Origin of the sequence: Microbacterium sp. I2 (assembly GCF_051364985.1) — a bacterium.
GTDB lineage: Bacteria > Actinomycetota > Actinomycetes > Actinomycetales > Microbacteriaceae > Microbacterium.
The window spans coordinates 98883-122400 of record NZ_JBLWIH010000009.1 but is presented as its reverse complement, the minus strand read 5'-3'; the positions used below and the strand labels follow the sequence as shown (position 1 = coordinate 122400).

17 protein-coding genes are annotated in these 23518 nt (G+C 68.4%); 3 read left to right on the top strand and 14 right to left on the bottom strand.

The features are described from left to right. The first annotated feature begins 1 nt into the window (after position 1). Positions 2 to 901: a glycosyltransferase family 2 protein gene (locus ACLKM7_RS07655; protein ID WP_436446559.1), complete on the top strand. Its 900-nt coding sequence runs from the start codon at positions 2 to 4 to the stop codon at positions 899 to 901. A 13-nt stretch (positions 902 to 914) separates the two neighbouring features. Beyond that, the gene (locus tag ACLKM7_RS07650) at positions 915 to 2120 is read left to right on the top strand and encodes a glycosyltransferase family 4 protein (RefSeq protein ID WP_436446558.1); all 1206 of its coding nucleotides are present in this window, start codon (positions 915 to 917) and stop codon (positions 2118 to 2120) included. Position 2121: 1 nt separating this feature from the next. Here ACLKM7_RS07650 and ACLKM7_RS07645 read toward each other — a convergent pair whose 3' ends face one another. After that, complete coding sequence (locus tag ACLKM7_RS07645) at positions 2122 to 3837, bottom strand: asparagine synthase-related protein (RefSeq protein ID WP_436446557.1); 1716 nt, start codon at positions 3835 to 3837, stop codon at positions 2122 to 2124. Between the two features lie 256 nt (positions 3838 to 4093). Here ACLKM7_RS07645 and ACLKM7_RS07640 point away from each other — a divergent pair, with 256 nt between their 5' ends. Continuing rightward, positions 4094 to 5770 carry an FAD-dependent oxidoreductase gene (locus ACLKM7_RS07640; RefSeq protein WP_436446556.1) on the top strand — a complete coding sequence of 559 codons (1677 nt, stop codon included), beginning with the start codon at positions 4094 to 4096 and terminating at the stop codon, positions 5768 to 5770. Here ACLKM7_RS07640 and ACLKM7_RS07635 read toward each other — a convergent pair. The 13 genes from ACLKM7_RS07635 to ACLKM7_RS07575 all read right to left on the bottom strand — a co-directional run bounded on the left by ACLKM7_RS07635 (position 5759) and on the right by ACLKM7_RS07575 (position 23388). Beyond that, positions 5759 to 6619, bottom strand: a complete 861-nt coding sequence (locus ACLKM7_RS07635) for an aldo/keto reductase (RefSeq protein ID WP_436446555.1) — start codon at positions 6617 to 6619, stop codon at positions 5759 to 5761. The genes ACLKM7_RS07640 and ACLKM7_RS07635 overlap by 12 nt on opposite strands. Before the next feature lie 22 nt (positions 6620 to 6641). Further along, the gene (locus ACLKM7_RS07630) at positions 6642 to 6896 is read right to left on the bottom strand and encodes an acyl carrier protein (RefSeq protein WP_436446554.1); all 255 of its coding nucleotides are present in this window, start codon (positions 6894 to 6896) and stop codon (positions 6642 to 6644) included. Positions 6897 to 6910: 14 nt separating this feature from the next. Further along, on the bottom strand, positions 6911 to 8137 hold the full coding sequence (locus ACLKM7_RS07625; protein WP_436446553.1) for a pyridoxal-dependent decarboxylase, exosortase A system-associated: 1227 nt from the start codon (positions 8135 to 8137) through the stop codon (positions 6911 to 6913). Next, entirely contained in the window at positions 8134 to 9696 is a 1563-nt protein-coding gene (locus ACLKM7_RS07620) for an acyl-CoA ligase (AMP-forming), exosortase A system-associated (protein ID WP_436446552.1), read from the bottom strand. The genes ACLKM7_RS07625 and ACLKM7_RS07620 overlap by 4 nt, the downstream gene beginning before the upstream one ends. A gap of 46 nt (positions 9697 to 9742) precedes the next feature. Then, positions 9743 to 11296, bottom strand: a complete 1554-nt coding sequence (locus ACLKM7_RS07615) for a lipopolysaccharide biosynthesis protein (RefSeq protein ID WP_436446551.1) — start codon at positions 11294 to 11296, stop codon at positions 9743 to 9745. A gap of 5 nt (positions 11297 to 11301) precedes the next feature. Continuing rightward, positions 11302 to 12534 (bottom strand): rhamnosyltransferase WsaF family glycosyltransferase, encoded by a 1233-nt coding sequence (locus ACLKM7_RS07610; RefSeq protein ID WP_436446550.1) that lies wholly within the window; start codon positions 12532 to 12534, stop codon positions 11302 to 11304. After that, positions 12531 to 13571 carry a glycosyltransferase family 2 protein gene (locus ACLKM7_RS07605; RefSeq protein ID WP_436446549.1) on the bottom strand — a complete coding sequence of 347 codons (1041 nt, stop codon included), beginning with the start codon at positions 13569 to 13571 and terminating at the stop codon, positions 12531 to 12533. The genes ACLKM7_RS07610 and ACLKM7_RS07605 overlap by 4 nt, the downstream gene beginning before the upstream one ends. A gap of 37 nt (positions 13572 to 13608) precedes the next feature. Then, positions 13609 to 14715 carry a DegT/DnrJ/EryC1/StrS family aminotransferase gene (locus tag ACLKM7_RS07600; protein ID WP_436446548.1) on the bottom strand — a complete coding sequence of 369 codons (1107 nt, stop codon included), beginning with the start codon at positions 14713 to 14715 and terminating at the stop codon, positions 13609 to 13611. Then, positions 14712 to 15338, bottom strand: coding sequence for a NeuD/PglB/VioB family sugar acetyltransferase (locus ACLKM7_RS07595; RefSeq protein ID WP_436446547.1), 627 nt, complete (start codon positions 15336 to 15338; stop codon positions 14712 to 14714). The genes ACLKM7_RS07600 and ACLKM7_RS07595 overlap by 4 nt, the downstream gene beginning before the upstream one ends. Next, complete coding sequence (locus ACLKM7_RS07590; protein ID WP_436446546.1) at positions 15335 to 16498, bottom strand: DegT/DnrJ/EryC1/StrS family aminotransferase; 1164 nt, start codon at positions 16496 to 16498, stop codon at positions 15335 to 15337. Before ACLKM7_RS07590 ends, ACLKM7_RS07595 begins: the two co-directional genes overlap by 4 nt. Further along, a complete protein-coding gene (locus tag ACLKM7_RS07585) occupies positions 16495 to 17490 on the bottom strand; it encodes an NAD-dependent epimerase/dehydratase family protein (protein WP_436446545.1) in 996 nt (331 codons plus the stop codon). The genes ACLKM7_RS07590 and ACLKM7_RS07585 overlap by 4 nt, the downstream gene beginning before the upstream one ends. Further along, complete coding sequence (locus tag ACLKM7_RS07580) at positions 17487 to 18548, bottom strand: Gfo/Idh/MocA family protein (RefSeq protein WP_436446544.1); 1062 nt, start codon at positions 18546 to 18548, stop codon at positions 17487 to 17489. The genes ACLKM7_RS07585 and ACLKM7_RS07580 overlap by 4 nt, the downstream gene beginning before the upstream one ends. A 67-nt stretch (positions 18549 to 18615) precedes the next feature. Continuing rightward, complete coding sequence (locus ACLKM7_RS07575) at positions 18616 to 23388, bottom strand: DUF4082 domain-containing protein (RefSeq protein WP_436446543.1); 4773 nt, start codon at positions 23386 to 23388, stop codon at positions 18616 to 18618. Between the last annotated feature and the right edge of the window lie 130 nt (positions 23389 to 23518).

Here is a 23518-nt window from a genome sequence, read left to right as displayed (position 1 = left end):
CGTGCCTGTGGATGTCGCCGTCGTCGTCGTGACGTACAACAGCGAGCGTCACGTCGCTGACCTGCTGGACAGCATCCCCCGGTCGATGGGAGAGCTCACATACTCGGTCGTGGTCGTCGACAACGGATCCACGGATGGGACGCTGGCGTTGCTCGATGCGCGTGAGGATTGCACGGTCGTGCGGTCGACCAACGTCGGCTACGCGGCGGGAATGAACCGAGCGGTGGCCGCGTCACCGCCAGCAGACAGCATCCTGATCCTCAACCCGGACGCGATTGTCGACAGCGGGGCCGTCCCGATCATGCGCCGGGTGCTCGCCAAGCCGCGCGTGGGGATCGTCGCCCCCCGCGTCCGCGAGGAAGACGGCAGCCTCTCGCCCACACTGCGTCGCGGTCCGACGATCGGTCGCGTCGGCGGTCTGAGCTTCACGGGCTGGCCTGTGTTCACAGAGCGCATCGAGGACTCCTCGGAATACGAACGAGAGCACGAGGTGGAGTGGGCCGTCGGTGCGATCCTCCTGGTCGACCGAGAATGCTACGACCGTCTGGGGGGAATGGACGAATCGTTCTTCCTGTATTCGGAGGAGACGGACTTCAGCCTGAGGGCCAAGGACGCGGGATGGCTGACCGTCTACACTCCCGACGCCGGAGCGATGCACGTCGGCGGGGGCTCGGGCGAGAGCGCGATGACCCATACCATGAAGCAGATCAATCGAATCCGGCTCTACCGGCGGCGCACCGGCACGGTCCGCGCGTCGGTGTACTACGTGCTCACGGTGCTGTCGGAGGTTCGCCGAGCACTGCTCGGGCACGATAAGTCGTGGCCGACCATCCGCGCGCTCATCGACCCGTCACGCCGGCCCTCCCTCCTCAACGCCAGCGACAGCATCCTCCCCAGGTGAACCAGGAGCCCCGATGAAGCTGCTGATGATCGCACCGGCCTGCGACGGGGAAGACGTGGGTGAAGCGTGGGTCGCCTTCCAATGGGCGAAGCGCATGTCCGAGCGGCACGAGCTCACCCTCCTCACGACGTACAAGCGCGGCCACACGCCGATGGCGCGGCAACTGCCGGATGTTCGCGTCATCGAGTGGCCCGAACCGCGGGGAGTCGGTCGGTTCGAACGGCTCAACAGCCTTCTGCAACCCGGCTACGCACCGTTCTACATCCGCGCACGGCGGTGGATCCGTCAGCGCCTCACGGCCCAAGAGCGATTCGACATCGCGCACCAGGTCGTTCCCGTCGCGATGCGCTATCCGTCACCGGCCGTCGGGCTCGGCATCCCATTCGTCATCGGTCCGGTCGGTGGAAGCCTGGACTCACCGCCAGCGTTCGTGGCGGAGGAAGGCGCGACCCCGTGGTACCAGAAGCTGCGGGGCCTGGACGGCTGGCGAATACACCACGATCCGCTCCTGCGCCGGACATACGAGGGCGCGGACTGCGTCGTCGGCGTCGCGGAGTACGTGCGGGAGTTCCTCTCCGGCCTGCGCCTCCAGCGCTTCGAGGTCATGAGCGAGACTGCGGTCGAACAGGTCCACGATCCTGTCGACCGCGCTGAGCGCGCCGGACCCGTGCGCCTGCTCCACGTCGGCCGTATCGTGCGGACGAAGGGGCTCCGCGACGTCATCCGCGCGATGGACTCACTCCGGGATCTGGACGTCGTCCTCGACGTCCTCGGCGACGGCAACGATCGCGAGGCGTGCGAACAGCTCATCGAAGAACTCGACCTCGGCGAGCGGATCACGCTGCACGGTTCGGTTCCGCGCGGCGTCGTCGACGAGTTCTACCGGGATGCCGATGTCTTCGTCTTTCCGAGCTATCGGGAGCCGGGCGGGAACGTAAGCCTCGAGGCGATGTCCTGGGGGCTGCCCGTCATCGTATGCCGACGCGGCGGCCCCGGTGCGAACGTCGACGAGTCCTGCGCCCTGCTGCTCGATGCGACGTCCCCTTCCCAGCTGGCGGCAGACTGCGCCGACGCCGTGCGGACACTCGTCCAAGACCCCGGACTGCGCCGCGTGATGGGCGAGGCGGGCCGGCAGCGTGCTGTGAGCACCCACTTGTGGTCGCAGCGGCTGGATCGGATGGACGGCCTCTACGAGGAGCTCGCCCGGTCGCAGGCGTGAGCTATTGGTCGGTGCCGGTCGCGACGACGAGGTTCGTCACGAAGGCAACCGAGCTCGGACGGGGAGTGATCCGCCCTTCGAGCATCCCGCTCACCCAGTCCTGGCTCACGAAGGACAGATCCGCCAGCGCGGCGACGGTGCCGGGGTGGGATCGCCAGTGCTCCACGACCTTCGCGGAGAGGATCGTCCCTCCCGCGGGGGCGCGGTTGCCGCGGCGCAGGCGCTGCAGCGCTTTGCGGGCGAGTCGCTTGCCGGTGCTGAGTGTGTTGAGCACGGGCTGCCAGGTGGGCGGGTCCGCGTAGGCTGCCGGCGTCGGCCGTCCGTCCAGCGGAATCCGGGCAAGGTCGGCGTCGAGCTCTACCTGCAAAGACGCGAGAAAGCGCGACGCCGCTTTGTCTCGCGGCGCCAGACGCGCCGCGATGTCGAGGAAATCAGCATCGAGCATCGGATTGATCACCACCCGCTGCGAGCTCACCGCGGTGTCCGTCGCCCCCGCCCACCGCTGCATGCGGTGACGCAGGTAGAGCTCGTCCGTCGCCCGGAACCACTCGTCGCCACCAGCTCGCATGGCTTCGTAGACTTCACCTTCGGCGGTGTGCCTCGCCCACGCGGAGAAGTCGTCCGTGAGAAGGCCGGGCTCGACCGCCTCGTTGACGAACATCCGCCACGAGGCCAGGCGAGCGGCATCCTTCTTCGTGTAGGAGCGATCCCCCACGCGCCCCACGTAATAGAACCCCCTAGCGATCTCGCCGCCGAGTCCCGAGATCCGCACGCCCTGGCCGAACGCGCGCTCACCGACGCCCAGCGCGGCGAGAGCGACCGGGTCGGACATGGCGTCGAGCCGGACGGCGGCGTCGACGCAGAGTTGCCAGGCCTCCGCAGGGGTGAGGCCGTCCACGCTCGCGAGGTCGTGGACCTCATGGTCTATCCCGTAGCGACGGGAGATCTGCGCGGCGATGGCTGCGTCGCCGCTTCCCGGAACGCCGAGCGTCATCGCGCGCAGCCCCCGACGACGGGCCGCGGGGATGGCGCTGAGGAGCAGCCTCGAGTCGAGTCCGCCTGTCAGCTGCAGCACAGCGTCGGGATGATCGTCGAGAAGTGCTTCGAGCGAGCACCGCATGAGCGCCGCGGCCTCGCGGATGGCTTGTTCCAACTCAAGCGCCCGCCGCTCCGGGCGCGGCGGCTCGACGACGCTGACCTCGGCGCGGTTCAGATGGGCGACGGCCCCTGGCCGGAGCTTCTCGACCCCGGCGTACAGCGTCCGCTGCCCGAGCTGCCAGCCGAGCAGCGACTGGTTGCCGACAGCCGTCAGATCGAGCGGTGACTTGCGTGCTCGGCCTGCGGCGAGTGCGGAGCTCGAGACCACGGCGGGGCCGGCATCCCCGGCTGCGCTGTGGAACAACTGGCGGAACCCCATCGAATCGGCGACCATCGCGACTCCGTCGGCGCCGAGGTGGGCCGCCGCGAACGGAGGAAGCAGACCGGTGAGCGACGCGGGTTCGGCCTGCATCCGGGTGGCGACGGTTTCGGAGTCGACGAGTCCATCGGTCGACCGCACGACAGGTGAGAGCAGCACGGTGTCGGCGATCGTCCGGTCGAAGCCCCACACTACGACGTCACCGGCCGCGTGCGGCACCCGCGTCGTCGGCCGACCGAAGTGCTCATCGGGGAGGTTTCCGCTCCCGGCGAGGAACCCCGGCAGCACTGAGGACGTCATGCGTGGGACGCCCAGCAGATCTGGCAGGCAGTCGCCTCGCGCGGGTTGTCGACGTAGGCAGCCATGGCAGTGTTCCTAGAGATCGAGTGACGAGGACCCGGGGCGCGCTACGGGGCTAGTGCGTATCAGTACTATATGCGCCAAGCCCTGTCAGCGGAGATCGGATGACGCAGGTCAGAATCATGCGGGATCTGGGCCGTCGGCGCACGGGGCGAGACGCCGTTTCCCTCGCGGCACCGAACGGAGAGGGGGCCCTGTGATCATCGATGCGCTCCGGACGGACACCGCTGACCTTCCCCTCTCTGATGTCTGCATCATCGGAGGTGGCCCCGCAGGGATCTCACTCGCGCTGCGACTCGAGAAGCAGGGGCGTTCCGTCCTGCTCCTCGAATCGGGCGGGCCGCGCGAGACCGAACGCTCCCGCGACCTGAACCGCGGTGCGGCCGACCCGCCGGGGAGTCATGAGCCGCTCGATGAGAATCGGCGCCGCCAGTGGGGCGGAGCATCCGCGGTGTGGGGCGGCCGATGCATCCCGTTCGACGCGCTCGACTTCGAGGAGCGGGAGTGGGTGCCGTTGAGTGGCTGGCCGTTCCCGCGAGCACACCTCGACCCGTACTACGTGGATGCGGTTGCGCTGTGCGAGGCGGGACCGATGTCTTTCGACGCGCGGACGACCCTGCCCGGAGCGCCGGATCTGCTGCCGGGGCTGGAGGGCGGCGGAATCATCACGCATCAGCTCGAGCGCTGGAGCCCGCCGACGCGTTTCGGCAAGAGATACCGACGCCATTTCGCGGCGTCGACGGTATCCACCGTGGTGCTCAACGCGACATGCACGCACATCCAGCTCAACCCGGATGGCCGCTCGGTGAGTCACGTGGTCGCGACGAGCGCCCTCGGGAAGTCCCGGCGGATCCGCGCAGTCACGTTCGTCCTCGCGGCGGGCGGCCTCGAGAACGCGCGCATCCTGCTCGCCTCGGCCGACGTCGCCCGTACTGGAATCGGCGACCACTCGAGTCTGTTGGGGCGCTGTTACCAGACCCACGTCTTCGGGTGCCTCGCGACGATGGAGCTGGCTGAGGGCGCCCCCCGGGCGCATGTCGCGTTCGACCGCGACCTCGACGGCGTGTACTGCCGCCGGCGCATCTCGATAGCCCCGGAAACGCAACGGGCGAACGGATTGCTGAACACCGTGTTCTTTCCCGTGAGGCCACCGTCGGGCGCGTCCGGACACCGCAGCGCGCTCTTCTCCGGCGTGTACCTGCTGAAAACGCTCGCGGCAGCTGCCAGCCGTCCGAGACATGCGGTGCAGTTCCTGCGCGGCGAGAGAACGGCGATCGCCGGTCACACCCGCGCCTTCGTCCGCAATCTGCCTGGCGCGGTCCCGGAGCTGTACCGTACGTTCGTGGGTCGCTATGTCGGCGCGCGACGTCTTCCGGCGATCCTTCCCGACGATGGTCTCGCCGCGTACCACCTTCAGTTCCAAGCCGAGCAGGTGCCCAACGCCTGCGCGCGTGTGATGCTCGGCGAGGATCGCGATGCTCTCGGAATGAGGCGCCTGGTGGTCTCGCCTGCAGCGACCGGCCTCGACATCGAGAGCGTGGTCGCATGCCATCGTCTGCTCGACGAGCGACTTCGGGCGACAGGCCTCGGTCGTCTGCAGTACGACGAGGAGACGCTGCGCCAGGCGGTCGGGGCGTCGACGCTGCGGGTGAACTCGGGCGCCCACCACATCGGAACCACGCGCATGTCCGACGATCCGGCGCACGGCGTCGTCGACCGGAACTGCCGAGTACACGGTGTGGACAACCTCTATGCCGTCGGGGCGTCGGTCATGCCCACATCCGGACACGCCAACCCGACCTTGACGATCATCGCGCTGGCCCTGCGGCTCGCGGACCACCTCGCCTCAGCCGAAGCCCGCTCAGGCGAGTAGATCGAGGGGGGAGACCCGCGTGTCGAACGCCTTCGCGTTCGCCCGAAGATGCTCGGGACTGGAGGTGCCGGTGAGCACGACCTGCACGCCCGCTACGGCGGCAGCGTGCCGTAAGAGCCGACGCGGTACCCAATCGGAAGCGCGGTCACGACCGGACGGCGCTCCGGCGGCGGCCAGGGCAGTGCGCTCCTGAGCCGATCCCATCACGTGGTTCGCGATCACGTCGAACCCCTCGAGCACTCCCCCGCGCAGTCCCGCATCGCTCCACGGGTTCACCACTGTCGCGGCGCAGGTGCAGCGCCAGGCATCCCGGACTCCGCGGATCGTCGCGATCTCGTCGCTGGATACCCCGAACTGCGCGATGAGTCCGCGCCGCTGCAGGTCGCGCAGGATCTCGTGCGTCTCGACGTCGTTGACGATGCCCGCCGGAGGAAGATGCAGGAGGAGGATCTCTATGCGGTCGCGCTGGAGCCTTCGCAGACTGCGCTCGACATCACGCGCAAGTGTCGCGTGGTCGAGCGCGAAGCCCGCCCCGAGCGCCTGCTTGATCTTCTTGGCGGGCTGATTCACGATGCGAAACGGACCGGGCAGATCCACCGTCGGCAGCCCGATCTTCGTGGCCACCACCCACCGGTCACGATCCTCCACGGTCAGTTCACCGATCCAGCGTTCGGCGGCCGTCGAACCGTACGTGTCTGCCGTGTCGATGAAGTCGATCCCGCAGTCGCGCGCGACGTCGAAGAGCGTCCTGGCGTCCGACTTCGATCGCCCTGAGCCCATCGACGCGAGGCGGGATGTCCCCAGCCCGAGAACCGCGACCTCGAACCCTGCGATGCGTCGCCGCTCCATCGATCCGCTCCGTCTCCGCCGTTCAGGCGGAGCGCTTGGAGTCGACGAACTCGGTGAGAGTGCTGATCGTCTCGAACAGGTCCGCACCGAATTCGTCGTCGTCGATCGTGATGTCGAATCGGTCCTCGAGCGCGCCGACGAGCGCGACGACGCCGAACGAGTCGAGCTCGGGCAACGAGCCGAACAGCGGCGTCTCAGACGTGAGCTCCTCGGGGCTCTGCTGCAGTTCGAGGGTTTCGATGAGGACGTCGCGAACGGCGTCGATTGTGGTGGTCATGGATTCTCCTTGAATCAGACGAGGACTTCGGCGGGTGCGGGGTGCCCCAGGAACGCCGTCGGGCTCGCGGTCAGTCCGTAGGCACCGGCCTGGAAGAGGACGATCAGATCGTCGATGTCGGCGGGCGGGAGTTCGACGTCGTCTCCGAGCAGATCGAGCGGGGTGCAAAGGCATCCCACGACGTTCACTCCCTCCTCGAGCGGCGCATCCGCGCGGGTCCCGACGACGAGGGGGTAGTTGCGCCGGATCGCCTGACCGAAGTTGCCGCTCGCCGCGAGCTGGTGGTGCATACCGCCGTCCACGACGAGAAAGGTCTTTCCGCGCGAGATCTTGCGGTCGAGCACGCGCGTCACATAGACCCCGCACTCGCCGACGAGATAGCGCCCGAGCTCGATCACGGGCACGGCGCTGGGAAGCCGCGCGGCGAGTGGTCCCTGCACGAGCTCATGGAGGTTCGCCGCGACGGTGTGGAGGTCGAGCGGCCGATCCCTGTCGGTGTACGGGATGCCGAACCCCCCGCCGAGGTTCAGGTAGCGCGGCGGGGCCGGGAGCGAGTCGGCGAGTTGGATGGCGAGTTCGACGGTGCGCCGCTGCGCCTCGGCGATGATCTCCGCGTTGAGGTTCTGCGAGCCCGCGAAGATGTGGAAGCCGGCAATGTCCATTCCCGTATCGGCATACTTCGCCAGGACTTCGGGTACCGTCTCGGCATCGATGCCGAACTGCTGGGGGCCGCCGCCCATGCGCATGCCCGAGCCCTTGACGGCGAAGTCGGGGTTGACCCTGATCGCCACGGTCGGCGTGAGCCCGAGGTCCGAACCCGCCGTGAGGACGCGCTCGATCTCGGTCGCGGACTCGACCTCGACGATGACGCCCGCGGCGACGGCCTGCCGGATCTCGGCAGCAGTCTTGCCCGGACCTGCGAAGCTCACGTGATCGGGCCGGATGACGGTGTCGAGCGCCGTCAGCATCTCCTGGCCGGACGCGACATCGATGCGATCGACCTGGTGCGCAAGGTGCTGCACGATTGCGGGCATCGGATTGGCCTTCATCGCGAAGCTCAGCTCGACGCGATCAGGGAGCGCGCTGCGCAACCGCGCCACGCGCGCATCGAGCAGTGCGCGGTCGTACGCGAAGAACGGTGTCGATCCGACTCGCGCGGCGAGCCTGCTCAGCGGCATCCCGCCGACGCGGAGTTCGCCGTCGACCGTGCCGAACGACGCGACGTGCTCGTGGGGTTTCATGCCGACACCTCTGCCTTGATGAGACTGCGATCGAACTTGCCGTTGGGCGAGCGGGGCAGTTCCTCGCGCACATCGACGTGACTGGGAACCATGTACAGAGGCAGGCTCCGGCGCATCGAAGCCGTGAGCGCACCGACGTCCAGACTATGGTCGGAGCTCGTCGCCACGAGGACGATCCGCTGACCGAGGGCGTCGTCGGCAACGCCGACGGCCACAGCGTCGCGGACCAGGCCGGTGCTGTAGGCGGCTTCCTCGATCTCGGTCGGGCTGACGCGATAGCCGGATGTCTTGATCATGTCGTCACGGCGTCCGACGAAGTAGAGGAAGCCCTCCTCGTCGGCGACGACCGTGTCGCCTGACCACACTGCCATCTCGGGGGTGCGCCACTCCTGGCCCGGCCGCACGATGGGCCGGTAGCGTTCGGCCGTCCGCAGCGGGTCGTTCCAGTATCCGAGGCCCACCAGGGCGCCACGGTGGACCAGTTCGCCCTCCTCGCCCGGCGCGCACGGAGTCCCGTCCGGGCGCAGCACGAGGATCTCGGCGTTCGGGATCGCCTTGCCGATCGAGTCCGGTCGCCGGTCGACCTCGGCGGGGTCGAGGTACGTCGAGCGGAATGCCTCGGTGAGCCCGTACATCAAGTAGGGCGCAGCCTCGGGGAAGACCTCTCGCAGCCTGGTCAAGGTCGCACGCGGCATCCGTCCCCCCGTGTTGGCGAAGTACCGCAGGCGCCCGGCGGCCTCGGCCGGCCACGACACCTCCGCGAGCTGGAGCCACAGGGGCGGCACGCACGTGAGCCCCGTCACGCCGTGCTGGGCGCAGAGCTTCGGGATGTCGCGAGGGAGGAGGTAGTTGGTCAGCACGCAGTGCGCGCCGACAGCGAACGCGGTCGTCACCTGGCTCAGGCCGGCGTCGAAGCTCAGCGGCAGCACGCTCAGGATGACGTCGTCTGACGTGTTGCCGATGTAGGTGCTGACACTCTCGGCGCCGACGATCAGGTTGCGATGGCTGAGCACCACGCCCTTCGGCATTCCCGTGCTGCCCGAGGTGTAGAGGATCGCCGCCGGGTCGACGTCGATCGCGCCGGTGGACGGGACGGACGTCGCCGCATCCTGCCCGTCCTCCCAGAGGTGGAGCTGCGCTCCGTGGATCGCCGTCGTCGTGGGGCGCCCGACGACGACGACGTGCTCGATCCCGGTGCCGGGGAGAACCTCGGCGAGCTGAGCAAGACGGTCGCCCGAGGTGACGAGGACGCGGGCGCCGCTGTCCGAGAGGATGTGTCCGACCTGCGGCGCCTTGAGGACGTGGTTGACGGGCACGAAGATCCCGCCGGCCGTCGACGCGGCGAAGATCGCGACGACGGTCTCGATGCGCTTCTCGAGGTAGATTGCGACGCGATCGCCGCGCTGCAGGCCGAGCAGCAGCAGCTGGGACGCCGCATTCTGCGTACGTCGCCAGGTATCGGCGTAGGTCGCCGTCTCGGTCTTGTAGGTGAGGGCCGGCGCGGCGGGCGTGACGGATGCCGCGCCGGCGAGCAGATGATGGAACGCCGTGCGGATCATGCTCTGAGCTCCCGCCCGTGCCGGCACGGCTTCCTGTGTGCGGTGTTCATACGTCGGCCTCCGTTCGGCGAGAGAGGATGCGTTGAACCAGTCCTGACCGGGTGAGCAGTCCCCTCATATCATCGAGGACCGGGCGGGCGATCGTCGCGAGCACGAGGATCGACCCGCCGAGCACCGCGAGCCCCACCAGGACCAGCCGGATCAGGTCCGGCAGGGATGCCGTGACCGACATGACCGCCCATCCTGCCGCTCCGGCGACGGCGACCGCGACGAGCAGGAAGCCGAACGGCGCCGCGACCCGGAGCGGGGAGGCGGACAGCATCCGGCCCACGAGGAACCATCGAGCCATGGTGGACAGCACGGCGACGGCGAGGAAGCCCCATGCCACCGCCTGAAGACCGAAGCCCGCAGTCACGGCGGTCATCGCGACGGTCGCCGCGTCCACGATGACGGCGTAGACGAACCATCGGCCGGGTCTGCCGAGCCCATAGAAGAGGCCGTGGTCGAGCGTCGCGCTCACCACCATGATCCCGGCGAGAGCAAGGATCTGAGCGACCTGCTCGCTCGGTCCCCATCCTTCGCCGAAGATGATCGGGATGATGATCGGTGCCGCCACGGCGACCAGCGTGAGCGGCGGGGACAGCGTCGCATACGCCAGTCTCAGAGACCGCAGGTAGGCACCGCGAAGACGGTCGACGGACTCACGAACCTTGGCGAAGGCGACCGTCGACACGGGGACAACCGCCGATCCGGTCAGATCCTGGACGATCTGCACGAGACGCTGCGCGATGTTGAGGTAGCCGAGCCCTGTCATTCCCAGGACGGCCGAGATGATCGCCGCCTCGGCCCATGCACGTGTCGCCGCGATGAACTCGACCCCGACGACCTTGCCGCCGAAGCCCGCGATCCCGCGGAAGTCTCGCCACGAGAAGTCGAAGGTCGGTCGCCACTTCGCTGAGAACCACGGCAGGAGCGAGACGAACAGCTGCATCGTCAGCGTCTGCCCGACGAGAGCCCACACGCCCATGCCGGTCAGCGTCATCGTCACGGCGACGACCTGCGCGGCGACGGCCCCGACCGTACCCTGGACGGCGAGCGTCCGAAAACTCATGCGCCGTCGCAGGAGCGCCGTCGGCACCGATCCGATCGCGGTGAGCAGGATGGAGACCGACAGCACCTGCAGCACCGGCACGACCGTCTCGGATCGGAATACGAGGCCGAGCAGCGGAGCCGCGGCGATCATGACCGCCGTCAGCACCAGTCCCGCGACGCTCGAGAACCAGAATCCCGTGCTGAGGATCCTGCGGCTCGTCTCGCGGATCTGGACGATGTACGCCGCGAACCCCAGATCCGACAGAAGGTAGAAGAACGGCAGCACGGTCATCGCAGCCGCCACCGTGCCGAAATCGGCCGGCGACAGGAATCGGGTCAGGATGGCGATCGTCACGAATCCGGAGATGCGGACCGCCCAGCGCTGAGCGGTGAGCCAGAGGACGCCCGACGCGGCGCGGCTGCCCACCGATCCGCCGAGCGCCTGCTCGCCGTCGTCGGCGCGCGTCGTCGTCGATGGCTCGGACTCGGGCGGCTTTCGAGATCGCATCGTCTTCACCCGTGCGTCCCCGCGTCTCGCGGCCCGTAGACCTCGTCCTCGACGATGCGAAGCACGTCGCCCTGCGCGCGAGCCCATCCACGATGGGTCACGGACGCCGCGACGGTCCGCGCGCGGCGCGCGCTGTCGGGTGTCGTCAGGGCCGCACCGAGCGCCGTCGCCAGCGAATCCGGAGTCGGGCTCGACCACACCAGGTGCTCGTTCCCGAGCACGGCGCGCGAGTACGCGGAGTCGTTCACCACCGGCACCACACCTGCCGCGAGCATCTCCTCCGGCACGAGCGACACGTTCGTGAACGAGAGGCACAGGCCGGCGACGACCGAGTTGTAGAGCTCGTTCAGGGCGGCGGGAGTCAGCTTTCCGTGATGCACTGCGGGGAATCCCAGATCTCCCACGTCGTCGCCGTAGAGGTGGACGGGCACATCGGGATGCCGTTCGTGGAAGCGCTGGAGCGCGACTCGGCCGAGCCAGTAACCGCGGCGTGCGTATTCCGGGCGTGCGAAGAAGACCACGCCGCTTCGCGCCCGGTCGCCGAGCAGGTGATACGACGAGGTGTCGCATCCGAACTCCGCCACGTCCGCGTGGACATCCAGTTCGTCGTGGAGCAAGCCTGCCACCATCTCGCCGAGCGCGATGCACCGGAACCCGAAGCGGTAACTGTCCTCGGCGAACGCGTACCGGGGCCCGTGCGGGTAGAAGAACGGTTCGTAGTCCTGGATGAAGTAGAGCCGCCGCATGGGATCGGTCGCGCGCCGCGCGATGACGTGCGCCGACTCCCACCCCGATGCGACGCATGCGTCGACGCCGTCGATGCCTGCGGCGGCGTTTCGCACCTCGGCGCGGATGTTCGGCCACCAGCGCCTGATCACCGCCTCCTGCTCGCGGATGTCGCCGCCATAGCGGTCGTAGAGGAAGATGACGCACGTGTGACCGGCGTCTTCGAACGCCGCGATCATGCGGAAGAGGGTCGTATGGCCCCCCGAGCCCCCGCTGGGCGGGACCATGACCCAGCCGATCCGCAGCATCGACCCTCGCATAGGCCTCGTCTCAGGCACCGGCAGATCCAACGTCGTCGAGTCGGCGATGTCATCGTCGAGCAGCGGCTCATCGATGCCGCTTGCGCCCACGCGGTGATAGAGCACGCGCGCCGCACGCTGCACGAGTCCGCGGATCCCGCTCGTACGCAGGATCCGCGATGCCTTGACGGCGGCCGCGCGCAGGCTGGTCATACGCCGTACCTCCGCCACCGGCGCCACTCCAGGTGGGTCAGCGCGCGGCGGGGGAATGTCCCGAGCCTGCTCTCGAGGAAGCGGTCGCTCATCGTCTGCCGGCTCGGAGGCTCGGCTCCGTCGAGCAGGCCGGATGTCTCGTCTGCGAACTGGCGATATGCGGCGGCGGCCGCGGGGTCGCCGCCGGGACGACCCTCTGCCAGAGCCAGTCTGCGACCGCGGCGGATCAGCGCGCGGTGCGCGGCGGTACGCAGGGCGGCCGGCGGACGAGTGCCTGTCGCGGGCTCTTCGAACAGGATGCGGAAGACCTCCCGCTGCTCGCGCAGGTCACGCAGCATGCCGGAGAACTGGGTGAGGTGCATGTTCGAACCGTGGCGCCGGTAATATGCCTGCGCGAGATTGTTGACTCGTCCGATGTCCCAGTCGACCGCTGTCTGGAACCACAGGAGCATGTCGGCGGCGTGGGGCACGCGCCCGTCGTAGCGTCCGATCGCGCGCCATGCCTCACCTCGCATGACGACAGACGGCGTGTACACCGGATTCACGGCTCGTGAGGCCATGTCGGCGAGCCATCGCCGGCCGGACCACGAGGACCAGCTGCGCTCGCCGGTCTCGAATCGCGGAAGCTCGTCGGCGAAGTCCTCGGCGTGACCATAGACCATGCCGACCCTCGGATGGTGCTGCATGAGGCTCACGGCACGCTCGAGCGACCCCTCGCTGATCGCGTCGTCGGCCGAGAGCAGCACGATGTAGTCGCCGCGAGCCTCGGCAAGACCCTCGTTGTACGTCGCGATATGACCCGCGTTGGTCTCGTGGACGATGGCGCGGACGCGCTTGTCGGACTTCGCCAGCGCGCGCACCACCGTCGCGCTGTCATCGTCGGATGCGTCGTCGATCACGATCACCTCGACGTCGACGCCCCGCTGATCGAGCACGCTGCCCACCGCGGTGCGCAGGAAGTGTCCGTACCGATAACAGGGGATGACCACGCTGACGGTCTCTGAGCGCAGCAGCGGGCGAGGCCGGTGGAAGGTCATGGTCCCCCCTGCCCCGCGCGCGCCGGCTCGCCCCTGTTCACAGTGCCGCCTCGAGTGCGTCGACCACGGTCTGCTGCTGGGCCTCCGTGATGTGCGGGAACATCGGCAGCGAGAGGATGCGGTCGGCCGCGCGCTCGGCGACAGGGAACGTGCCGCGCCGTAGCCCGAGCCGGGCGTAGGCCTCGGTGAGGTGCACGGGTGTGGGGTAGTGGATGCCGACGCCGATGCCGGCGGCCGCGAGGCCTGTCACGACCCGATCGCGCGCCTCGACACGGATGACGTAGAGGTGCCAGACATCCTGGTTGCCCGGCCGGACCGACGCGATGCGGACTCCATCGATGCCGGAGAGCAGCTCCGCGTAGCGGGCCGCCGCCGCGGCCCGCGCCGCGTTCCAGGCGTCCAGTCGGCGAAGCTTCGCCCGCAGCACGGGTGCCTGTACCGCGTCCAATCGTGCGTTCATGCCGATGTGGTCATGGACGTACTTCACCGTGCTGCCGTGCGCGGCGAGATTCCGGATCAGCGCTGCGGCATCCGCGTCGTCGGTCATGACGGCACCCGCGTCGCCGGCCGCCCCCAGGTTCTTGCCGGGGTAGAAGCTGGTGGCCGCGATCCGGCCGAGCGCTCCGGCGCGGCCGGCAGCGCCGGAGGCTCCCTGCGACTGCGCGGCGTCCTCCACGACGATCAGGCCATGCTTCTCGGCGATCGGCATCACGTGCTCCATCGGAGCCGTCTGACCGAACAGGTGAACCGGGACGATGACTTTCGTCCGCGGTGTAATCGCCGCCTCGATCGCAGCGGGGTCGATCAGGAGATGCTCGTCGTCGACGTCGACGAACACGGGCACGGCGCCGATGCGGGACGCCGCTTCCGCGGTTGCGATGAAGGTGTTCGCGGGCATGATCACCTCGTCGCCGGGCTCCACTCCGACGGCGCGGTACGCCAGCTCGAGCGCATCCGTGCCGTTGGAGACGCCGACGACGTGGTCGACCCCGATGTACTCGGCGTACTCGCGTTCGAACGCTTCGACCTCGGAGCCTCCGATGAAGCCCGCCGCCGCGAACTGCGCCGTCCAGATCGGCAGCACCTCGTCGGCGACCTCCGCCTGCTGCGCGGCGAGATCGAGGAACGGCACGTTGGTGCTCACTCGCGCGCTCCCATCTGCCGGGCAGGCACTCCCACCCACGTCGCTTCGTCGGGCACGTCGTGCAGCACGACCGCGCCCATCCCCACCGTGGATTCGGAGCCTATCGTCACGCCTTGACGAACCGAGGCATTCATTCCGAGGTAGGCGGCCTCACCGACGCGAACCGTCCCGCCGAGGCACACTCCCGCCGCCAGCGTGGCGAAATCCTCCACGACGTCGTCGTGCGTGATCGTGCAGTTCGGCATCACCACCACGTGGCGCCCGATCGCCGCGTCCGCCGTGACCACGACGTTGTCGAGCAGGATGCTCCCCGGCGCGACCACGCTCGAACGTCCGATGCGCGCCGATCGTGCCACGTAGGTGGTGAAACGGTCATCGGCGACCCCGGATTCGCTGAGGCGACGCACCACGCTGCGGCGACTGCGGCTCGGTCCGATGCACACCAGCAGCGCCTCGGGGCGCTCCACCGCGTCGACGAGCGAGCCCACCACCGGGACCCCCGCGAGCTCGGTTCCGTGAAGCTCGAGGTCATCGTCGACGATTCCCGTGACACCGGTGATGCCGGCGGCCAGCACCTCGCGCGCGAGCCCGCTCGCGCCGATCAGCAGCAGACCGGAGGTCATGATTCCGCACCGTCCGGGTCGCGGAGCACCGCGATCACACGGCCCTGGTCCGCCTCGGTCAACTGATGGAACACGGGCAGGATGAGTGTTCGATCATTGAGGCGCTCGGTCTCGGGCAGCCCCTGCTCGGGTGTCAACTCGCGGTACGGCAGCTGGCGGTGGGCTGCCATGATGCCACGGCGGGCGGAGATACCGACGCGCGCGAGCGCTTCGAGCAGGCCCTCGCGATCGGTGGGGTACTCACCGGTCACCTCGATCCAGAACGATTGGTAATTGCTCGTTCCGAACTCCGGATCCCCGACCGCACGCAGCCCCGGGATGTCGGCGATCTCCGACTGGTACCGCGCGGCGATCTCGCGTCGACGCGCCACGATCTGCGGCAACCGGCCGAGCTGCACGATGCCCACAGCTGCCTGCAGGTCCGTCATCCGGTAGTTGAAGCCGACCTCGTCGTAGGACTCGGCGGGCGGAAGAACCGAGGCGTGCCGATCGGCCGCCGACACGCTCATCGCGTGCTCGCGCAACTGCCGGGCACGCACTGCCCATTCCTCGCGCGATGTCGTGAGCATTCCTCCCTCGCCGGTGGTCAGCAGCTTGCGGGGGTGGAACGACCAAGCCGCGATCTCGGCACCCGCCCCTACCGGGCGATTCTTGTAGGTCGAGCCGGCGCCGCACGCGGCATCCTCGATGACGACGATCTGGAGCTGATCCGTGAAAGAGCGGATGTCGTCGATGTCGACCGGGATGCCGCCCTGGTCGACCGCGATCACCGCACGGGTCTGCGGAGTCAGCGCCTCCGCCACCGTGTGACCCGTCACGTTTCCGGTGAGGGGATCGATGTCGGCGAAGACCGGGTTGGCACCGACGTACATCACCGCGTTCGCCGTCGCGATGAAGGAGAAGGACGGGATCACGACATCATCGCCCGGCCCGATCCCGGCGACGATGAGCGCGAGATGCAGCGCCGTCGTGCAGCTCGTGGTCGCGACCGCGTACTTGGCCTGCATCGCCGCCGCGAACTCCTGCTCGAACTGCGCGACACGCGGACCCTGCGCGACCCAGCCGCTCGCGATGACCTCGGCGACGGCATCCGCCTCTTCCTGCCCGAGCCACGGCACCATCACATTGATGCGCTCGCCCGTCTCGCCCGTGACGCTCATCTCGCGACGACCGCTCGCCCGGCCGCGATCTCCTCGCGGAGCGGACGCCACCAGTCCACCAGCTGGCGCAGACCTTCCTCGAGTCCGATCGTCGCCTCGAAACCCAGGTCGCGCCGCGCGGCCGAGACGTCGGCGAGTCGACGCGCCACCCCGTTGACGGCGCGCTCGGGGCCGTGCTCGACTCCCAGATCCGAATCCATTGCACGCAGCAGCGCTTCGGCGAGTTCGAGGAGGCTCGTCTCCGACCCGCTGGCGATGTTGTAGGTCCCCTCGACCACGTCGCTTCGTGCAGCGAGGATGTTCGCACGCGCGATGTCGGGCACGCACACGAAGTCCATCGTCTGCTGTCCGTTGCCGAAGATCAGCGGCGGCTGACCGTCGGCGATCCGCTCCATCCAGCGCACGAGCACCTCGGTATAGAGGCCGTGCACATCCATCCGGGGACCGTAGACGTTGAAGTAGCGCAGCAGCACGTAGTCGAGTCCCTGCATGGCGCGGAAGCTTCTGATCAGCCCCTCGTTGAACGTCTTGGCCGCACCGTACAGGGTGTCGTTGTTCTCGTGATGGTGGCGCTCGTCGGTGGGGAATTCCTCAGCCATGCCGTACACCGACGCGCTCGATGCTGCGACAAGCTTCTTGACACGGTGCTTCGCGGCGGATTCGACGACGTTGAACGTGCCGTCGACGAGCACCTCGAGGGCGAGCCGCGGTTCTTCCGCACATTGCGTGATCCGGATCGCGGCCTGATGGAAGACGACGTCCTTGTGCGCGGTGAGTTCGTCGACGAGCCGAGAGTCGCGGATATCTCCGTCGATCAGCTCCACTCGCCCGGATGCGAGCGCGGCGTCGAGGTTGGAGCGCCGGCCGCGCACCAGGTTGTCGAGCACGTCGACATGAGCGACGCCGCTTTCCAGGAGCTGGTCGACGAGGGTGGAGCCGATCGTGCCGGCGCCGCCTGTGACGAGAACGTGGGTGCCTTCGAGCTGGGTCATGCTTCCTGAACTTCCTTGATGTAGGTCTCTGCGTGCTGGGGTGCGCCGGATACGGCCAGGCTCGCGGATGCGGCCTCGAGCACCGACAGCACGCGCAGCCCGGACTCGCCGTCCGTGCGAGCGGGCCGGCCATCGCGGATCGCGCTCGCGAACTCCGCCGCCACGTTGGCGAGGGCCTCTTGCTCGGGGAGCGCGGGTGCCCACGTGTCGCCGAGGCGGTAGGAGATGTTCGCGGCGCGCGTGTCGGCGGTCTCCTTGGACTGGAGGGCCAGATCGACGCCACGGTCGTAGACGCTCACTCGCTGCTGGGGATTGAGATCATCCCAGACCAGGGTCCGCTTCGTGCCACCGATGACCATCTGACGGATCTTGGTGGGGCTCAGCCAGTTGACGTGCACGTGGGCGATCCCGCCGCTGGAGAGCGGCATCGCGAGGTAGCCCACGCACGACTTGCCCGTCCTGAGCGGATCGGAGCCGTGCGCCGACACCGACGTGACATCAAGCCCCCCCGGCAGGACGAAGTCCATGATCGAGAGATCGTGAGGAGCGAGGTCCCAGAAGACGTCGACATCGGGCTGAATGAGACCCAGGTTGATACGGACGCTGTCGACGAAGAGGATCTCACCGAGCGCCCCCTCCTCGATGAGCTCGCGGATCTTCAGGACGGCCGGCGTATAGCAGTACGTGTGGTCCGCCATGAGGACGAGCCCGTTGTCCCGTGCCCGTTCCACCATCTCGGCACCCCGCTCGCGGGTGTCGGCAAGCGGCTTCTCGACGATCACGTGCTTGCCTGCCTCCAGCGCCGCCAAGACGATCGGATGATGCGTGCGCGCAGGAGTGGCGATCGCGACGGCGTCGACGGTGCTGTCGTCGAGCACCTCCGCAAGATCCTGTGTCACGTGCACCCCCCCGACGCTGTTCGCCACCCGTTCCGCACGGGCGAGGTCGAGATCGCAGATCGCAGCGAGATTCCAGTCGTCGGCCACACGGAAGTTGCGTGCGAGATTCGGACCCCAGTACCCCGCGCCGACCACGGCGACATTCAGTTGTGAAGACACGTCGGATTACCCCAGTTCCCCTCAGGCGCCGGTCCCCAAACCAGCGCGATGGTCCATCTTCTTGCGGTCAGTTGTCCGGATTGCCGGTGAACGTGACCTCGGCGTCGACGAAGTAGGCCGACGAGTTCCACGAGTGAAGAGGCTTCCCGCCCGTGGTGGAATACACGAACCGCCCGTTCGCGCCGGCAGGCGCCGAGACATGACCGTTCTGCACCGGTTCCGCGAAGTACGCCCCCGTCACCGCGTATCGCCCGTTCGGCGCGAAGTAGGAGGCGAGATAGGTGCGTCCCGGCACGATGGCGACCGGCTCTGCGAGCACCGCCCGCTGCCACCCCGCCTCGCTCTCCGATTCGAATTCCACCGTCGCCAGCGGCTCCTCGCTGTCGAGGTCCCAGAGGTGTCCGATGTGGGTGCCGGTGTTGCCCGGACCTTTGTAGAAGCGGATCGCGGTCACCGTCGCCGGGTAGGCCACGGTGAACGCCGTGCCCACCTCGACCGGCGACGTGTCGTCGGTCGAGGCGACGGCGGGTACCGCATCGCCGAAGAGCGTCCCGACGACTCCCTCGAGCTCGGGCGCAGCGGTTGTGAAACTCCACTCCTGGAGCAGCTGTCCGCCGACCCGGAGACTGGCGACGTATGTCGTGAGCTCGGACAGGTCGGCTTCGGGTGTGAAGACGACCGTGCGCGTCCCGGCGTCGTACGCCGAGGCGCCGGGGACCGGGATGCCATCGCGCGCCAGCGAGATCGCGGGGTCGGACGCGTCCGCCGACAGCGTGGCGGTCACGACGGCGTCCGGTGCGACGTCGGTGCCCTCGGGCGACTTGGCTGTGACGGTGAGCATCGGGTCGGTGCCCGTGCCCGCCGAGAACTCGACGTCCACGAAGTAATTCGACGCCTGCCACGACGACTCCGGCTTGACTCCGCCTGTACCGTAGCGGAAAGTGCCGTTACCCGGAGTGATGGCGGTGAGCGGTCCACTCGTCACCGGCGAGGTGAAATAGTTGCCCGCGAAGGTGTACTTGCCCTGCGGCGACAGGTACGAGACCGTGTACGTCTCTCCGGGCAGAATCGTGACGGGCACGGAAAGCTGCGCGCGCTGCCAGCCCTCGGCGGACTCGTTCTGGAACGCCACCGTCGCAAGCGGCTGGCCGGCAGACGACCAGAGAGTGCCCGTGTGCGCTCCGGTGTCGCCCGCCGACTTGTAGAAGCGGATCGCGGTGATGCGCCCCTCGACGGAGGTCCCGAACGCCATGCCGAGCTCGAGGGAGGTTCCGTCGGACGCGGCCGAACCGGCAGGGGTCCCGGAACCGAAGAACGTCACGTCGCTCGGCAGCGAGTCCACCGCCGTCCGGAAGGACCACGTACGGTCGTTGCCGTCGCCGGACGCTCCCGAGATTCCCGACATCGTCACCGAGACCGCCGCGTCATATGGCAGCGGACCGGTCGCCGTGAACGTCGCGGTCCGGGCGTCCTGCGACATGGCAACTGTCCCGGGCACCGGATTCCCGCCGGCCGTGACAGAGACGGTCGGAACCGCATCGAGTGCTTCGGTGAAGGTCGCCGAGATCGGCGTCGTCCGCGCAACGTCCACCGCCCCGGCCGCAGGCGTCGTCGAGACGAGCTGCGGGCCCGACGTCGACCGGACGAAGACAGGGTCGACGAAATAGCTCGTCGTGGACGACTGCGACGGGAATCCCGCCGCGTAGGTGTAGGCGCCGCCGGAGGCGGGAACGACGAGGGGTCCGCGGGTGAGCCCCGAGGCGAAGGCTCCCGGACCGGCGGAGTACCCGCCCGCGGGCGCGACGTACGACGCGATGTACTCGACGCCGGGGTTGACGGCGATCGGCGCCGAGAACCACGCCGTCTGCCATCCGGTCGCGGTCTCATTCGCGAACGTCACCTGCGCGAGCTCCTCCTGGTTCGGACCCCAGAGGCTCCCCACGTGGGTCCCGGTGTTGCCCTGACCCTTGTAGAAACTCAGGCCCGAGATGTACCCGGCCTCCGTCACGCTGAATTTCGTGCCGACGGTCACGCGTGAGTCTGCGACCGAGGCGATCGGTGGAACGTCGGCGCTCGTGTACAGCGTGCAGGGGCACGCGTTCGACGAGGCATCGTTCGCGGTTGTGAACGTCCATGCCGCGCCAGGATCGAAGGTCGTCGCGTCAACGGGTTCCGCCGTCACCGCCACCGTGTACTGAGTCACGGCCTCGAGCGGTGCGGAGGGCGTGAAGCGCGCGCGACGGGTCGCCGGGTCATAGGAGGTGCTGCCGGCGACGACCTGCCCGCCCTCGGCGGTCACCGTGAACGACACCGAGTCCGCCTGCACGGGCCGCGTGAACAGCGTGGAGATGATCGTGTCCTTCGCGACACCCGTGGTCCCCGGCGCCGGAGCCTGGGACGTCAGCCGCACGGGAGAATCCTGGGCGGCCTCGAACACGACGTCGACGAAGTAGTTCGCATCGCGGTAGGTCGTGCTCGGGTACGCGCCGGTGTTCCCGTAGACGCCGGCGGCGGTCGCGCCTGTCGTCGTCGGAACGCTCAGCGGTGAGGTCGCGCGGGCCTTGTAGGGCCAGTACCACTCCTCGTAGGCGTACCCGCCGTTGGGTGCGGAGTACGAGACGGTGTACTGCTGCCCGGCCACGACCTCGATCGGCTCCGCGAAGAGGGCAGTCTGCCAGCCGCTCGGGGTTTCGCCGACGAACGTGGCGGTGCCCATGCGCGCACCCTGCGCCGACCACAGCGCGCCGGTGTGCTGGCCGGTGTTGGTCGCGCCCTTGTAGAAGCGGACGCCTGAGATGTAGCCGTCGACCTCGGCGGTGAACCGGAGGCCGAGTTCTGCTGACGACTGGTCGTCGACGGCACCGAGAGCGGGCACCGTGTTCCCGAACACCGAGTACGGGCCACCGACGGTGACCGAGACGGAGGCTCCCGCTGGTGCGAAGTTGGCGCTGTCGTCGATCGCGCGAGCCTTCACCGTCGCCGTCCCTGAGCCCTGCTGCACGTACGAGAAGGTCCACGACGTCGTCCCCGAGGCGAGGCGCCACGTCGCGCCACCGTCTGTCGACACTTCGACCCCGGCCACGCGTCCGCCGACGTCCGACGCGCTGCCGTTCACGGTGACGACGGTGCCGTGCGCGATGGACTGGCCATTCGTGGGGGTGGCGATCGTGGTGGTGGGAGCCGTCGTGTCGGTGCTCTTCGTCGCTGCGATCAGGCCCGGCATCAGCGAACCGGGCTGCGCGCCCATGTCGGCGAGCAGGTTGACCTGGGCCTGCTGCATGCGCGGGTCCGCCGGGGCGCCGTCACCGTCGTGCTCCTGGTCGAGACCCCAGCCCCACTGGATGCTGGCCGCGGAGAACACGAGCGCGCCGCTCGCGGCTCGGTAGAGGGTCACGTGGTGCTCGGTGGTCCCTTCGACGACGGTGTTGCCGTAGTCGGTCAAATACTGCGGTGTGGGGCCGTTGGTCGTCGACAGCCGGATGAGGCCGGCCGGACGGAACCCGTTGTCGATGTCCTCATTGGATTCGTATCCCACCGTGTGCGGGGCGAGCGCGACCGTGGCATCGGATGCCAGCGATGTGAGGTCCGTGTGACGCCAGAGTCTCGTCTTGCCCTCTTCCGCATTGACCGTCACAGCGAGGTCGTTGTGGTTGACCATGTACATCGTGCCGGTGAGCGCGTTCTCGGGCGAGTGCGCGCCTTGCGACGCCTCCGCGAAGCGGGGATCACGCCACGTGCCCGTCCACTCCGGGCTCGACGCATCGATCTTGGCCCCACCGGGATTGGCCGCATTGCCCCAGGTCTCCTTGTACGACACGAGCGTGCGGTACGCCGTGCTCGAGCCGTCGACGGAGTTCTCGTACCGGGTCTTCCAGTACCCCTCGTTGCCCGTGAGGAATTGGAGATTCACCCCGGCGTCGCGGGCAGCCGCGATGTTCGCCCGCTGCGCGCCGGACCAGTACTCGTCGTGCCCGACCGAGAGGAAGACCTTGTGATTGAGCAGCTCATTTCCGCGGCGGTCGGTGTCGACGCCGGCGATATAGCTCATGTCGTAGCCGTTGCGCTCGAGGAACCGGACGGTGGCGAACTCGCTGGCGAAATAGAAGTCGCGAGCCGTCACGCCTGCGCGTGTGGCGAAGGGCCGGTTGTAGCTGATCTTGTATGCGCGTCCGTTCGCCGCTCCCTGATAGAAGTCCGAACCACCGTAGGAGTTGTACGCGTGCCACGTCGGGTCGGAGGTCTGGAAAACGACGTCGGACGTGTTCCCGTCGTTTCGGACGATGAAGATGATGTGGCTGTCGCCGCCGTCGTCCTTTCGGACCAGGCGAGCGAGATAGACACCCGACACGGCGTCGACGGGAACGTTCCACGAAGCGGAAACCCCCCAGGTGCCGCAGTCGTAGAGCTCCGTGGTCACGTCCGAGATGCACTCGGGCTGGGTCTGCGGCAACGTCGCCGAGGGGTCGACCGTGGTGATGAGACGCGCACCGAGACCCTGGTACCAGCCGGTCCGGTAGATCTCGACGTCATAGTCGGAGGCATCCGTATCGATCTTGAAGTAGACCCTCTGCCCCGCGTTCACCGAGATGTCGGTCGCGAAGCCCTGGATCGACGGGTCGCCGGCCCCCGAGATATCCCAGATCGCCGGATCGGTGCCGGGCTTCTGGTTCTCGCACACGATGGCGTTGACGGTCGGACCGCACGGGCTGGCCGCGGCGGCGCGCGCCGGCGGCTGGAAGGCCATGAGCGCACTGACGATGAGCGCGACGATCGCGAGCAGTGCGGCCCCGCGCGCGACACGGCGCGACGGAACGTGCGATCCCCAGGTGACGTTCGTCATGATTCCCCAATTCCCGTTGCAAGCAACGGGTAAGCGTCGGTCGTGGACCCCTCCACGACCGGAGCTGCGACTCGCGTCGATATTCCCCATGACGCAGGACGCAGTGATTCCCCTCGGTGAGTCTAGCGAC

Coding starts and splice junctions, on each gene's coding strand:
- ACLKM7_RS07585 (WP_436446545.1), bottom strand. CDS start 17,490: ATGACCCAGCTCGAAGGCACCCACGTTCTCGTCACAGGCGGCGCCGGC.
- ACLKM7_RS07650 (WP_436446558.1), top strand. CDS start 915: ATGAAGCTGCTGATGATCGCACCGGCCTGCGACGGGGAAGACGTGGGT.
- ACLKM7_RS07620 (WP_436446552.1), bottom strand. CDS start 9,696: ATGATCCGCACGGCGTTCCATCATCTGCTCGCCGGCGCGGCATCCGTC.
- ACLKM7_RS07595 (WP_436446547.1), bottom strand. CDS start 15,338: ATGACCTCCGGTCTGCTGCTGATCGGCGCGAGCGGGCTCGCGCGCGAG.
- ACLKM7_RS07610 (WP_436446550.1), bottom strand. CDS start 12,534: ATGACCAGCCTGCGCGCGGCCGCCGTCAAGGCATCGCGGATCCTGCGT.
- ACLKM7_RS07615 (WP_436446551.1), bottom strand. CDS start 11,296: ATGCGATCTCGAAAGCCGCCCGAGTCCGAGCCATCGACGACGACGCGC.
- ACLKM7_RS07630 (WP_436446554.1), bottom strand. CDS start 6,896: ATGACCACCACAATCGACGCCGTTCGCGACGTCCTCATCGAAACCCTC.
- ACLKM7_RS07605 (WP_436446549.1), bottom strand. CDS start 13,571: ATGACCTTCCACCGGCCTCGCCCGCTGCTGCGCTCAGAGACCGTCAGC.
- ACLKM7_RS07590 (WP_436446546.1), bottom strand. CDS start 16,498: ATGAGCGTCACGGGCGAGACGGGCGAGCGCATCAATGTGATGGTGCCG.
- ACLKM7_RS07635 (WP_436446555.1), bottom strand. CDS start 6,619: ATGGAGCGGCGACGCATCGCAGGGTTCGAGGTCGCGGTTCTCGGGCTG.
- ACLKM7_RS07625 (WP_436446553.1), bottom strand. CDS start 8,137: ATGAAACCCCACGAGCACGTCGCGTCGTTCGGCACGGTCGACGGCGAA.
- ACLKM7_RS07575 (WP_436446543.1), bottom strand. CDS start 23,388: ATGACGAACGTCACCTGGGGATCGCACGTTCCGTCGCGCCGTGTCGCG.
- ACLKM7_RS07645 (WP_436446557.1), bottom strand. CDS start 3,837: ATGACGTCCTCAGTGCTGCCGGGGTTCCTCGCCGGGAGCGGAAACCTC.